Source organism: Gordonia marina, from assembly GCF_052036135.1.
Lineage (GTDB): Bacteria > Actinomycetota > Actinomycetes > Mycobacteriales > Mycobacteriaceae > Gordonia.
In genome coordinates this window covers 54,828-67,452 of record NZ_JBPSDN010000023.1, presented here as the reverse complement: position 1 = coordinate 67,452, position 12,625 = coordinate 54,828, and the positions used below count along the sequence as shown (strand labels likewise).

Here is a 12,625-nt window from a genome sequence, read left to right as displayed (position 1 = left end):
CTACACGGCTACCTCGACGACCTCCCGCCCACCGAGTTCGAAGGGAGGTTCTACGCTACCCAGCAGGGCACCCAGGCCCTGGTTGAAATCAAATGACCAGAGCCTCCACCAGACCCAGTGCGGTTCAGATCGCCTTCAAGCGCGCGGATACGAGCGCTTTGGTGATCTTGTCGTCGTCCATGGCGTCGGCAAGGAGTCCATCTTCGACAGCGTGCTCTTCGACGTACTCCTCGATGGCGCGGGTAGCTTCCTCAGCGGCAGCCGTCAGCTCGTTGACCCGGGCCTGGTCGTCGGCGAAGTAGCGGGCAACGATCAGCGTGGGTGGGATGAGGTCCATCTTGTACTTCTGGGCATTTCTGCCGGTGCCGATGGTGAGGTCGGGTTCTTCGGTGAGTTTGCGTTCTTTGTCGTTGATCGTCAGGCGCGGTTTGGCGGCGCCCTGCCAGCCGTCGGCCATGATCAGGTAGACGTCGTCGTGCATGGTGTCGTGCCAGAAGGTCATGAGCTGCTCGTAGACGTCGTACTCGTCGAGCAGCGGCATCGGCTTGAAGCGCGCCAGCAGGTCGTCACTGATAGTCGTGATGAGTTCGTTGGGTTTAGTGTCGGCGGTGATGCCGGCAAGCGCGTCGCGGTGCGACGTGAACCAGTCGTCGACGATCCCGGTGGCCTCGTCACGCAGCTTGTGGAAGCCGGGGGCATCGAAGATGGCCTGCTGCACTGCGCTGACGTCGATGGTCAGGTCGCTGTAGCCGGGGCGGTTCGGGGTGAAGATCTGGCTGCGTAGCTGTGGGAACGCGTCCCAGTAGTGCTGGAGGGCGTCGAGGTCGTGGTCGGGGATGCCGCCGTGGATGTGGGCGGACAGGTCTTGGAGGTCTTCGGGCTCAGAGGAATCGATGTAGCGCGGGATGTTGAGGTTGTAGTTGTTCTTGGGGTCGGCGATCTCGCTGATCGGCACCATGCGTGAGTAGCGGTCGATCTCGATCTGCTTGTTGAAGGTGTCGACGATCTTGTGCAGGTCCTGGCTGCGTAGGCGGTTCTTGTTGCCGTCCTTCATGAAGCCTCTGGAGGCGTCGATCATGAAGACGCCGGTGCGGGCCTGAGAGTTCTCCTTGTCGAGGATGACCACGCAGGCGGGAATGCCGGTGCCGTAGAACAGGTTTGCTGGCAGGCCGATGATGCCCTTGATGAAGCCCTGCTTGAGCAGGCGGGTGCGGATGGTGGCCTCGGCGTTGCCGCGGAACAGCACGCCGTGCGGCAGGATGATCGCGGCCTTGCCGGTGGACTTGAGCGACGTGAGCGCGTGGAGGAGGAAGGCGTAGTCGCCGTTCTTCTCCGGCGGGCGGCCGTACTCGAAGCGTCCGTAGTCGTTTTCGAGGCCGTTATTCCAGGACTTCACGGAGAACGGCGGGTTCATGACGATGTAGTCGAAGGTCCGCAGCCGGTCGCCGGTGGTGAACTGCGGGCTGGTGATGGTGTCACCCTTTTCGATCTCGGCGATCTCGTTGCCGTGCAGGATCATGTTCATCTTGGACAGCGCCCAGGTGGCGTTGTCTTTTTCCTGGCCGTAGATCGTCATGCCGCGCGGCGCCTCGGCGGCGGCCTTGAGTAGTAGCGAGCCGGAACCGCAGGCAGGGTCGTAGACGGTCTGATCCTGACGGGTGTTCGCGCCGATACCGACCACCTTGGCGAGGATGCGGGAGACCTCGGCCGGGGTGTAGAACTGTCCCTTGCTCTTGCCGGACTCGGTGGCGAAGTGGCGCATCAGGTACTCGTAGGCGTCACCGAGCAGGTCGTCACCTTCAGCGCGTGAGCCACGGAAGTCGAGGTCGTTGAAGATGGTGACCAGCTTGGAGAGGCGGTCCTGCATCTCCTTGCCCTTGCCGAGCTTCTCCTCGTCGTTGAAGTCGGCCTGGTCGATGACGTTGCGCAGGTCATTAGCCTCAGCCAGGCGGGCGATGATCTTATTGAAGCGGTCGCCGATCTCCTTGTCGCCCTTGGCTGCGAGCATGTCGTCGAACGAGCCATCCGTGGGCACCTCGATCAGGCTGCCGGAGTCGGTCTTGGCCTTGTCGGAGACGTACTTCACGAACAGCAGTGTCAGGATGTAGTCCTTGTACTGACTGGCGTCCATGCCGCCACGAAGCTGGTCGCAACTTGCCCACAGAGATGAGTAGAGATCCGACTTCTTAAGCGCCACGCTGGTCTTCCTGTTGAGTCTGCCCGGCATTTGTGATGCCTATTGTTCATTATTCAAACTTATTGCGAGTAGTTCATGGGCTCGCTGCATGCCGGGATTCGGCATGTCAGAGAGGGTCGACATGACCCGGGATGCCCTTCACCCCCTTGTTGCTCGTCGTCGGGGCTCAGGCTAAACCATCGGTTCCGGCTCGCCGACATGTTCCGTGTCGGTTCGAGTAAGAACGTTCTGGTGCCCCCGGCAGGACTCGAACCTGCGACCTCGGGATTAGAAGGCCCTTGCTCTATCCATCTGAGCTACGGAGGCGGTGGGGTCTGGTTGCGACCCGGCGCGTGCGAGTATATCCGGCGCGGAGCCGCCGGTGACGCCCAGGTCACACCGCCCGGGCGGGGCCGCCGCGGCGGACGGACCTACAGTGGAACTCATGAGTACGACGACCGCGCGCACCACCACCCGGGAGGCCGACCGGGACAGTATGCGCGACCCGTCGAACGTCCGCCGCCTGCTGGTCTCGCTGATGATGGTGGCTGGGGTGATCGCGGCCGCGGTGGTCACGGCCGCGAGCGTCGCGACCGCGCAGAAGCTGCTCGGGGTGCCCGATCCGGGCTGGCTCACCACCTACGGCGTGCGCGTGGTGACGGTCGTCGGACAGCTGTTCGCGGCCATCGGTTTCGGCGGCGCAGTGTTCGCCGCGTTCTTCGTTCCGCCGCAGGCGAGCGGCGAACTCGACGTCGGCGGGTACCGGGCGATGCGCTGGTCGTCTGTCGCATTCGCCTGCTGGAGCATGGCTGCCCTCGCCATGATCCCGCTGTCGGCGTCGAACGCCAGCGGTATTCCACTGGGAAAGACGACGCGGGGCTGCCTCACGACCATCGGTAACGGTGGACTGCTCGGGCAGTGCGGCATCGTCGCCGACACGCGCTACTGGCTGTGGACGGCGATCTTCGCGATCTGCGCCGCGGCGCTCGCCCGGGCGGCGCTGCGGTGGGGCTGGACGGTCCTCGTCATCGGTCTCGGCTTCCTGTCCCTGATGCCGTCGGCGCTGCTCGGGCATTCCTCGGCCGGCGGCAACCACGACCTCGGTACCAACAGCCTGATCCTGCACATCGTGGCCGCCGCGCTCTGGACCGGCGGCCTCGTGGTGGTGCTCGCGTACTGCTTCGCGGGCGGCCGCTGGCGCATGCTCGCGGTCCGTCGCTACTCGCGCGTCGCGTTCTGGTGCTTCCTCGTGGTGGCGGCCAGCGGAGTGATCAACGCGCTCGTCCGGATGAGCGTCGCGCAATTGTTCACCACCACCTACGGACTCGTCGTGGTCGCCAAGTTCGTGGCGCTGCTGATCGCCGGGGGAATGGGTGCGGTGCACCGCAGCCGGACCATCACCGCGCTGGAAGCCACCGACCAGCCGCGGACGTCGTTGTTCGTCCGGCTGGCCGCGGTCGAGACGGTGGTCTTCGCGATCGCCTTCGGGCTGGCCGCCGGACTGTCGCAGACCCCGCCGCCCGTGCTGGCGAGCGCGGACATCAGCCCGACGGAACTGAAGATCGGCTACAAGCTCGACGGTCCCTTCTCGCTGGAGAAGCTCGCCTTCGACTGGCGTTTCGACCTGATCTTCGGGACCTTCGCGATCGTCGCCGCGCTGGTGTATCTCGGCGGCGTGTGGCGGCTGCGCAGGCGTGGCGACGCCTGGCCCGTCGGCCGCACCATCGCGTGGCTGCTGGGGTGCGCGGCGCTGCTGATCGCGACGTCGTCGGGCATGGGCAAGTACGCACCGGCGATGTTCAGCGTTCACATGATGAGCCACATGATGCTCTCGATGCTCGTCCCGGTGCTGATGGTGCTCGGCGCGCCGGTGACGCTCGCGCTGCGGGCCATTCCGCCGGCCGGCCGCGGACAGCCCCCGGGGCCGCGCGAATGGATCCTGTCCGGAATCCACAGCAAGTACTCGCGGTTCATCACCCACCCGGCGATCGCCGTCACCGTCTTCGTGGGCAGCTTCTACGTGCTCTACCTGGGCGGCGTGTTCCAGGCCATCGTCGACAACCATTCGGCGCACCTGCTGATGAATCTGCACTTCCTGATCAGCGGCTATCTCTTTTACTGGCTGGTGATCGGCATCGATCCGGCTCCGCGCCAGATCTCGCCGCCGGCGAAATTCGGTGTGGTCGTGGGATCGCTGCCCTTCCACGCGTTCTTCGGCGTGGCCCTGATGATGACCTCCGCGGTGATCGCCGAGAGCTGGTACAAGAGCCTGGAACTGCCCTGGCACTACGACCTGTTCGGAGATCAGCAGGTCGGCGGCGGCATCGCCTGGGCCACCGGCGAATTCCCGCTCATGCTCGTGATGATCGCGCTCCTGATCCAGTGGCAGCGTTCGGACACGCGGCAGGCCAAACGTTTCGACCGTCGCGAGGACCGGAACGACGACGCCGAGCTGGAGAGCTACAACGCCATGCTGGCGCAGATGAACACGCCCGGCCGGGCCGCGGAGGAGCCGGCGGATCGGGCCGTCGACGACGCCGCCGCGCCCGTCGACGCCGGGCGCGACTAGCGCTTCTCGGCACACCTCGCGGCGTCTTTCAAGACCGTTTCGCGATCTGTGGATGAATCGGCGTGCTCGGCGCGGTTGTCCACAGGGCACCGATCGGGGTCTTCCGGCGGGCAGCCGTCATCGGTGATGGTCAGTGGGTACACGCACCATCGTCGAAGGAGCCGGAGATGTACGAGACCTACACCACGATCACCGGGCGCGTGGTCAGCGACCCGCGCCGCTACCAGACCAGTCACAACGGCGAGGTCGTCTCGTTTCGGGTGGCCTGCTTCTCGCGCCGGCTCGATCGGGAGACGGGGCAGTGGTCGGACGGCGCGGCGCTCTACCTGACCGTCGTCTGCTGGCGCCGGCTGGCCGCGTCGGTCGCCGACGTGGTGCGGCGCGGTTCGCAGATCATCGCCCACGGCCAGCTGCGCACCAACGAGTACGTGGGCTCCGACGGCGTCAAGCGCTCGGATCTGGAGATGGTCGCCGTCGCCCTGGGGCTCGACCTGGGACACCACCAGCCCGACGATCGGGGTCCGCTCCCCGGTGCGGATGCGCAGTCGGCCCCGGCCGACGAGCGCGCGGAGGAGAAGCCGCTGGTCTCGGTGGTGCCGACCGGGCCCGAACCGGCGGCGGACTCCGCCGTCGCCGGCGCGTCGTGGCCGTGAGCGGCTCGCGCCGATGTCAGGAGAAGATGCGCGCGGAGATCTCGGCGAATTCGCTGTCGGTCAGGACGCCGGCCGACCGCAGCGAGGTCAGCGCGACCATCAGGTCGTGCGCACCGCCGCCGGGCGCCGGGGCGGGTGCCGACGGCGGCATGGGCGCGGCCGGTGTCGCGGGCGCGGCCGGTGTCGCGGGGACGCCGGCGGCTGCGGCGTCCTGCGCGGCCCAGCGGGTCTGCTGACGGCGCTGAACGCGTCCGTGCACCGAACTCGCGACGGCGACCTTGGCGGCGGTCTTCAGCAGTCCCATCGTCAGTTCTCCTCGATGCGGTCCAGCGTGTCGACCAGGTCGGCGACCTCGATCGGTCCCTCGGACAGGATCGATCCGGACTCGCCGGTCCAGGTGGCGATGACGTCGATCAGGGTGCGGTCCTCCCAGACGACGATCACCGCGACGCTGTCGTTGGCCATGGTGGCGCCGACCGCGGCGATGTCGTCACCGTCGATCAGTTCCGAGGCGGATGCGGCGAAGGCCGGTGCTCCGACGTCGGCCGCCCGCACCCAGGACACGACGCCCGCGTCGTCCTTCCGGACGAACTCGAGATCGAGGATGTCGATGCGGCCCGACTCGTCGAGTGCGCGAAGCGCGTCGAGCCCACGGGTGGGGATGGTGGCACCGGGGAAACCGGCGACGAGATGGCTGACGGGGCCGAGGTCGGCGTCGAAGATCATGCGGTCACGTCGCTTCGGTCGTCGTGCCGGGTGCTACGCGGCGGCGGGCAGCGGGTGCCAGCGCGTGTAGGCGCTGCGCGCGTGGACCAGCATGGTCTGGCTGTGGTACTCCACCTGGTGTGCGACGGCGGTGCGGGTCCAGGCCATCAGGCGCGCGGAGAAGAGGCTCGCGCGGTGCAGCTGACGACGGAGGAAGCTGGTGACGCGGTGGGCCCAGGTGAACTCGGTGGCCAGCACGGCCAGGCCGAGGAAGAGGGTCACCCAACCGGGCCCGGGGATCGGCAGCGGGATCATCACCAGACCCGCGGCCATCATCACGGCTCCGACCACACCGACGACGATCCGGTAGACCTGGTTCAGAACGGGACGCTGACGAATGATGTAGCGCTGCCGTCGGTGCCAGATCTTGAGACGCAGTCGCATGCGGGTCGCCCTCCGGATGGGTTCTCGTTCGCCGGAATCTCCGGCAACGACCCTCAATCTACGGGGAATCCCTGAGTAACCAGTGAGATACGCGCGGTCCTGAATGAACTCTCAGGAACAGGTCCCGAACTCTCAGCGAGTTCGGGACCTGCGGCCCTGGTGTCATCGTGGGGCCGGGGCCCCGGTCTCACTCCGGCTGGGCGTGCAGCGTGAACATCGCCCAGACCTCCTTCTGGTCCTCGGCCCACGGGTCGTACACGAACGGGGCGTGCCGCAGCGGCAACCCGGCCTGGCGGGGCGTCCGGTCGGCCTTGTACCCGTTGCACTCCCGGCACGCGGCGACCAGATTGCCGTAGCTGCTCGCGCCGCCCTTCGACTTGGGCACGATGTGATCGACCGTATCGGCGGGTCCATCGCAGTACGCGCAGATCCACTGGTCGCGCCGCAGAATGGTGTCGGCCGACGCGTGCGAGTCCATCGACTTGCCGGCGTACGGGCGGTACGCGTCACCGCGGATGGCGACCACCTGGTGGACCGGCTGCACCAGCGACGGGGACCGGACCACGCGGACGAGGGGAGTGCCCTCCACGTTCCGGGCGACGCCGGTGGTCAGCAGCACGGTGGCGCGCCGCCACGTGACCCGGGCCAGAATCTGCAGGCCCGCATTGGTGACGAAGATCGTCATGGTCGTGCCTCCCTCCGGATTCTCATCGAGGCACCGTGCTTCGATCGTGGCAAACCTGGACGACGGTAAGCGAGAGGCGCGGCGACCGTCGAGTGAATTTATCGTCCGGCAGCCGACCTCTACACTGGAAGGCTGTTGTGACCGAGATCTGCGTGAATAGAAAGTTGTGGCGTTGGCTGAGTTCATTTACACCATGAAGAAGGTGCGCAAGGCGCACGGCGACAAGGTCATCCTCGACGACGTCACGATGTCGTTCTACCCCGGCGCCAAGATCGGTGTGGTGGGGCCGAACGGCGCGGGTAAGTCGTCGATCCTGAAGATCATGGCCGGGCTCGATCAGCCCAGCAACGGCGATGCGTTCCTCGATCCGGAGGCGACCGTCGGGATCCTCTTGCAGGAGCCGCCGCTCAACGAGGAGAAGACCGTCAAGGAGAACGTGCTCGAGGGCATGGGCGAGATCGCCGTGAAGCTCGCGCGCTACAACGAGATCGCCGAGCTGATGGCGACCGACTACTCCGACGAGCTCATGGAGGAGATGGGCAAGCTCCAAGAAGACCTGGACAACGCCGACGCCTGGGACCTCGACAGTCAGATCGAGCAGGCCATGGACGCCCTGCGCTGCCCGCCGGGGGACTCGCCGGTCACCCACCTGTCCGGTGGTGAGCGGCGTCGCGTGGCCCTCTGCAAACTGCTGCTCAGCAAGCCCGACCTGCTGCTGCTCGACGAGCCCACCAACCACCTCGACGCCGAGTCGGTGCTGTGGCTGGAGCAGTTCCTGTCGAACTACCCCGGCGCCGTCCTGGCGGTGACCCACGACCGGTACTTCCTCGATCACGTCGCCCAGTGGATCTGCGAGGTGGACCGCGGCAAGCTGCACCCGTATGAGGGCAACTACTCCACCTACCTGGAGAAGAAGGCCGAGCGTCTGGAGGTGCAGGGCAAGAAGGACCAGAAGCTGCAGAAGCGCCTCAAGGAGGAGCTCGCCTGGGTCCGCTCGGGTGCCAAGGCCCGGCAGACCAAGAACAAGGCGCGTCTGGCCCGGTACGACGAGATGGCGGCCGAGGCAGAGAAGCACCGCAAGCTCGACTTCGAGGAGATCCAGATCCCGACGCCGCCGCGCCTGGGCAACGTGGTGGTCGAGGTGGAGCACCTGGACAAGGGCTTCGACGGGCGCGTGCTGATCGACGACCTGTCGTTCACGCTGCCGCGCAACGGCATCGTCGGCGTCATCGGACCGAACGGTGTCGGTAAGACCACGCTGTTCAAGACGATCGTCGGCCTGGAGAGCCCGGATTCGGGCACCGTGAAGGTGGGCGAGACGGTCAAGCTCAGCTACGTCGACCAGAACCGCGCCAACATCGACCCCAAGAAGTCGGTGTGGGAGGTCGTGTCCGACGGCCTGGACTACATCGAGGTCGGCCAGAACGAGATGCCCTCGCGCGCCTACCTGAGCGCCTTCGGCTTCAAGGGTTCCGACCAGCAGAAGCCGTCGGAGGTGCTCTCCGGCGGTGAGCGCAACCGGCTCAACCTGGCGCTGACCCTCAAGGAGGGCGGCAACCTGATCCTCCTCGACGAGCCGACCAACGACCTCGACGTCGAGACCCTGAGCTCGCTGGAGAACGCGCTCGAGCAGTTCCCCGGCTGCGCCGTGGTGATCTCGCACGATCGCTGGTTCCTGGACCGCACCTGCACCCACATCCTCGCCTGGGAAGGCAACGTGGAGGAGGGCAAGTGGTTCTGGTTCGAGGGCAACTTCGAGGCCTACGAGGCCAACAAGGTGGAGCGCCTCGGCGCCGAGGCCGCCCGGCCGCACCGGGTGACGCACCGGAAGCTGACGCGCGACTGAGGCCACCGTCCCGGGCCGAGTGCCGCCAATCCGGGCGACCGATCGGGTCCGGCATGGTGCAATGTGTGTCAGATTCCCGTGAATCTGTGCCACCGCGGGTGCTGTGGTCGGTATAGGGCCTCGAAGAAGGCTAGCCTGCCTAAATAGCTCCGGTTTCAGCCGGAGACGTGTTGGGCTGCCCGAAGCGGGCACGACGAAGGACATGGATTGTTCAAGCGGAAGAGTGACCGACCCAAGAAGGTCCGGCAGACGCGACCGAAGATCTTCGCGGCCTCGCTGATCGCGGGCCTCGCGATCACCGGGGCGATGGGGCTCGGCATGGCGCGCGGCGAGGTGCCGATCCAGATGGGCATCTCCGGCCAGAACTTCCAGGCCACCGTCTCGAAGCTGGAGGGGTCTCAGGTCGCGGTGTATCCGCGCACCCTGGGCACAGTGAAGAACGGGCGGGTCCAGACGGTCGTGGTCACCATGGGTCAGGCGACGCTGAGCGATCTGTGCCTGGCGATGTCCGCGCCGGACCTGCCCTTCGTCGGCACCGTCACCATGATCATCAAGGCGCCCGGGGCCAGCACCAAGGCGACCAACATGATGATGGACGTCGACGGCCTCGGCGCCGACATGACGCTGGAGCACGCCGTCGTCGGTTCGGCGCAGCCGGCCCGTGACGCACTGTCGTCGCAGCTGGCGACCGCGATCGCCGCGCCGGCGGCGTCCATCCTCGGTGTCGACGCCAACGTGATGGCCATGCGCGCCGACACGTTGTCGGTATCGAATGCCAAGGTCAGCGTCACTCGCGGAGCCACGAAGTGCTGATCGTCGCCCTTGGTGGGAGGGGGCGACGATGAAGGACGGACTGCGGCGGTTACGGGAGTGGACGCGGCACCGGCCGACGTCGGGCGGCATCTGCCTGGTGATCTCGGCGATCTTCATCTCGCTGCCGTCACTCAACGGATTCCGGATCGGCGACATGATCCTGACCGTGTCGACCATCTCCGGCATCTCGACGGTATGGCTGGCGGTGCTGATGGCACTGTGCGCGGTGTCGTCGCTGCTCTGGCTGCACACGCGCGTCCTGGCGGGCCTGTCGGCGATGGTGATCGCGCTGGTCGCGTTCCCCGCCGCGAACTTCGGCGGCTACGTGCTGGGCACGCTGTTCGGCATCGTCGGCGCATCGCTGGTGCTCGCGTGGCGGCCGCTGCCGGCCGCCGGGGAGGCAGCGGCCGACGAGGAGGGGGCCGAGACGAGCCCGGAGCCGGCGACGGTCGACGCGGAGGCGCCGGCCGAGCCGGAGACGGCAGTGATCGAGCCCGTGCCGGCGCCCGAGCCGGGCGCCACCGAGACCACCGCGCCGCTGCCGGTCGTCGACGACGGCCGTCTCGGCGCACATCGGGCTCCGACCGATCGGGAAACGATTGACCCCCGATGATCCCGCCCAGGGCCTCGACCGGCGCACGGTAGCCGCGTGGCGCGCGCGCATCGGCGCCGGTGAGGACCTTGGGGACGACTCCACGCGGTACCTTCTCCGGCGCGGCCGGAGCGGCCTGGACGACTATCTGCGGACCTTCACGGTCACGGCCGACTCGGCCTCCGGATTCGCCGAGTACCTGTACTGGCGGCCGCTGACACAGTTGCTGACGTTCTCGCTGCTGCGGACCCCGTGCGCCACCGTCCGCACGCCCGAACGCGTCCGCGAGTACCGGTCCGACTTCGTTCTGGTCGGCACCCAGACGCTGCCGGGCGGCGGGGTGGTCGAGGCGGGCGGACGGCGCTACCACTACGACCATCCGCGTCATCTCGTGGTGATCCACAACGACGAGCCGTTCCGGCAGGAGTCGTTCACGACCGCGGATCTGGCCGGTATCTGGGTGCCGACGGACCTGCTCGGACGCCGGTCCGGACAGGACTGGTCGATGGTCCCGCTGGTCGATTCCTCGCCGCTGGCGCGGGCGACCGCGGCGTTCGTCACCCGGTTCGCGAACGACGTCGCCGCGCGTCGTGCGTCCATCGACATCGACGGCGAGCACGCGGTGGCCGAACTGGTTCGCGCGGCCCTGAGTCAGCACCGTGACGACTCGTTCCGCGCCGTGGACAGCGACCTGTACCTGCGTGAGATCACCCGGTCCCTGATCGATCAGAACTACCGGGATCCGGAGTTCTCCCCGGATTCGATCGCCCGCATGCTGTATGTGAGCAGTCGGCACATGTACCGGTACTTCGCCGGGGCGGAGGAATCGCCGACCACCCTGATCGCGCGCCGCCGTCTCGCACACGCCCGCGAACTGCTCGCGTGCCATCCCCGGATGTCGCTGGGCGAGGTGGCCGCCGATTCCGGTTTCGCGTCGCCCGGCACGTTCACCAAACGATTCCGGACGGAGTACGGAATGACGCCGAGCGCGTACCGCAAGGCCGTGCAGGCCGGCGAGATCGACTCGGAACCGTCCCGCCCCGAGTCGGGTGACCCCGATGACTAGCGCTCCCGCGATGCGGTCTCCGCTGATTCTGCGCGGACGCGGTGGGATGGTCGGGCATCCGTCGTTCGACCGGATCGATGCCGACCATCCGCTGGGCTTCGAGGCGACGGTGCAGCGCGCCCAGTTGTCGACGCTCGACGTGCAGGTGACCGATCTGACGCCGTGCACCGTCGAACGCACGACGCACACCGGCCGCGCCGCGATGGAGGTGCTGGTCGCCGTCGCCGACACGCCGTCGACGGTCCGGGTGACCGGCCTCGGACGGGAGATCGCCTGCGGTGCGGGTCAATTGGTGCTCGTCATGGCCGACCAGCCGGTCACCTGGACGTTCCCGGCCTCGGCCCGGCTGACCACGGTCGCCGTGCCGGTCGTGGTGCTGGCCGAACTCGGCGTCCGGCTCGTCACGCACCGGGTGATGGCCGTCGCCGAGTCCGCGCTCGGACGCGCCACCGCCGAGTTCGTGCAGCAGTTCGCGCGGGACGCGGTGGACTGCCCGCAGCGGATCAAGACCGGTGCCGAGCGGACGGTGATCGGGCTGATCTGCGGTGCCGTCGAGGTCGGCGAGCTGGATACCGGCTCCTCGGAGGTCGCCGAGGCCGCCCGGATTCGCACCCGGGTGATCGAGATGATCGACCGGGACTTCGCCCAGGCGTCGCTCACGGTGGATGCGATCGCGGCCAGTCTCGCGATGAGCCGCCGCCATCTCTACCGGTACTTCGAGTCGGACTCGGAGACCGTCGCGGAGTTGATCGCGGCCCGACGTCTGGAGCACGTGTGCACGCTGCTGCGCAGGCCCGCGCAGGCGACGATGGAGGAGATCTCGGCGTCGTCCGGATTCACCTGCACCGGCACGATGCGCCGCCGTTTCCTGGCCCGCTACGGCATGACGCCGCGCGACTACCAGCGGCAGTGGCAGAGCGCGGTCGACATCGCGGCGCGGGTGGAAAAGCCCTCGACGTACGCGCTGGCTGACCGGCCGTCACGCCCCGTCGCCGGGCTCCACGAAGCGTCCTGAACGCCGTCCGGATGGACGGCCGGAGCGGCCTCGCCGATCACCTGATGCCCCGCCGTCGCGG

12 protein-coding genes and 1 tRNA gene are annotated in these 12,625 nt (G+C 67.4%); 7 read left to right on the top strand and 6 right to left on the bottom strand.

Features of this window, described 5'->3' with window-relative positions:
- Nucleotides 1-124 precede the first annotated feature (124 nt).
- Complete coding sequence (locus ACSEEN_RS14855) at nt 125-2,227, bottom strand: type I restriction-modification system subunit M (protein WP_440713590.1); 2,103 nt, start codon at nt 2,225-2,227, stop codon at nt 125-127.
- A 199-nt stretch (nt 2,228-2,426) separates the two neighbouring features.
- Nucleotides 2,427-2,503 (bottom strand) — tRNA-Arg (locus tag ACSEEN_RS14850).
- A gap of 118 nt (nt 2,504-2,621) precedes the next feature.
- Between ACSEEN_RS14850 and ACSEEN_RS14845 the strand changes: the two genes are divergently transcribed.
- Both ACSEEN_RS14845 and ACSEEN_RS14840 read left to right on the top strand, forming a co-directional pair.
- Complete coding sequence (locus tag ACSEEN_RS14845; protein WP_440713589.1) at nt 2,622-4,745, top strand: bifunctional copper resistance protein CopD/cytochrome c oxidase assembly protein; 2,124 nt, start codon at nt 2,622-2,624, stop codon at nt 4,743-4,745.
- A 167-nt stretch (nt 4,746-4,912) separates the two neighbouring features.
- The gene (locus tag ACSEEN_RS14840) at nt 4,913-5,398 is read left to right on the top strand and encodes a single-stranded DNA-binding protein (RefSeq protein ID WP_440713588.1); all 486 of its coding nucleotides are present in this window, start codon (nt 4,913-4,915) and stop codon (nt 5,396-5,398) included.
- A 16-nt stretch (nt 5,399-5,414) separates the two neighbouring features.
- On the opposite strand, the gene ACSEEN_RS14835 is transcribed toward ACSEEN_RS14840, so the two are convergent.
- The 4 genes from ACSEEN_RS14835 to ACSEEN_RS14820 form a co-directional block, all read right to left on the bottom strand.
- Nucleotides 5,415-5,702 (bottom strand): hypothetical protein, encoded by a 288-nt coding sequence (locus ACSEEN_RS14835; protein WP_371308002.1) that lies wholly within the window; start codon nt 5,700-5,702, stop codon nt 5,415-5,417.
- A 2-nt stretch (nt 5,703-5,704) separates the two neighbouring features.
- Nucleotides 5,705-6,124: a DUF6325 family protein gene (locus ACSEEN_RS14830; RefSeq protein WP_371308001.1), complete on the bottom strand. Its 420-nt coding sequence runs from the start codon at nt 6,122-6,124 to the stop codon at nt 5,705-5,707.
- Between the two features lie 33 nt (nt 6,125-6,157).
- A complete protein-coding gene (locus ACSEEN_RS14825) occupies nt 6,158-6,547 on the bottom strand; it encodes a TIGR02611 family protein (protein ID WP_247867416.1) in 390 nt (129 codons plus the stop codon).
- A 187-nt stretch (nt 6,548-6,734) separates the two neighbouring features.
- Nucleotides 6,735-7,232: an HNH endonuclease gene (locus ACSEEN_RS14820; RefSeq protein WP_247867417.1), complete on the bottom strand. Its 498-nt coding sequence runs from the start codon at nt 7,230-7,232 to the stop codon at nt 6,735-6,737.
- A gap of 172 nt (nt 7,233-7,404) precedes the next feature.
- Between ACSEEN_RS14820 and ettA the strand changes: the two genes are divergently transcribed.
- From ettA to ACSEEN_RS14795, 5 genes are all read left to right on the top strand, one after another.
- Complete coding sequence (gene ettA / locus ACSEEN_RS14815) at nt 7,405-9,078, top strand: energy-dependent translational throttle protein EttA (protein ID WP_247867419.1); 1,674 nt, start codon at nt 7,405-7,407, stop codon at nt 9,076-9,078.
- Between the two features lie 207 nt (nt 9,079-9,285).
- Nucleotides 9,286-9,891 carry a DUF6230 family protein gene (locus ACSEEN_RS14810; protein ID WP_440713587.1) on the top strand — a complete coding sequence of 202 codons (606 nt, stop codon included), beginning with the start codon at nt 9,286-9,288 and terminating at the stop codon, nt 9,889-9,891.
- A 28-nt stretch (nt 9,892-9,919) separates the two neighbouring features.
- A complete protein-coding gene (locus tag ACSEEN_RS14805; protein WP_440713586.1) occupies nt 9,920-10,504 on the top strand; it encodes a DUF6114 domain-containing protein in 585 nt (194 codons plus the stop codon).
- Nucleotides 10,491-11,549: an AraC family transcriptional regulator gene (locus ACSEEN_RS14800; RefSeq protein WP_440713585.1), complete on the top strand. Its 1,059-nt coding sequence runs from the start codon at nt 10,491-10,493 to the stop codon at nt 11,547-11,549. Before ACSEEN_RS14805 ends, ACSEEN_RS14800 begins: the two co-directional genes overlap by 14 nt.
- Entirely contained in the window at nt 11,542-12,564 is a 1,023-nt protein-coding gene (locus tag ACSEEN_RS14795; protein ID WP_440713584.1) for an AraC family transcriptional regulator, read from the top strand. The genes ACSEEN_RS14800 and ACSEEN_RS14795 overlap by 8 nt, the downstream gene beginning before the upstream one ends.
- The last annotated feature ends 61 nt before the right edge of the window (nt 12,565-12,625 follow it).

Coding starts and splice junctions, on each gene's coding strand:
- ACSEEN_RS14855 (WP_440713590.1), bottom strand. CDS start 2,227: ATGCCGGGCAGACTCAACAGGAAGACCAGCGTGGCGCTTAAGAAGTCG.
- ACSEEN_RS14845 (WP_440713589.1), top strand. CDS start 2,622: ATGAGTACGACGACCGCGCGCACCACCACCCGGGAGGCCGACCGGGAC.
- ACSEEN_RS14840 (WP_440713588.1), top strand. CDS start 4,913: ATGTACGAGACCTACACCACGATCACCGGGCGCGTGGTCAGCGACCCG.
- ACSEEN_RS14835 (WP_371308002.1), bottom strand. CDS start 5,702: ATGGGACTGCTGAAGACCGCCGCCAAGGTCGCCGTCGCGAGTTCGGTG.
- ACSEEN_RS14830 (WP_371308001.1), bottom strand. CDS start 6,124: ATGATCTTCGACGCCGACCTCGGCCCCGTCAGCCATCTCGTCGCCGGT.
- ACSEEN_RS14825 (WP_247867416.1), bottom strand. CDS start 6,547: ATGCGACTGCGTCTCAAGATCTGGCACCGACGGCAGCGCTACATCATT.
- ACSEEN_RS14820 (WP_247867417.1), bottom strand. CDS start 7,232: ATGACGATCTTCGTCACCAATGCGGGCCTGCAGATTCTGGCCCGGGTC.
- ACSEEN_RS14805 (WP_440713586.1), top strand. CDS start 9,920: ATGAAGGACGGACTGCGGCGGTTACGGGAGTGGACGCGGCACCGGCCG.
- ACSEEN_RS14795 (WP_440713584.1), top strand. CDS start 11,542: ATGACTAGCGCTCCCGCGATGCGGTCTCCGCTGATTCTGCGCGGACGC.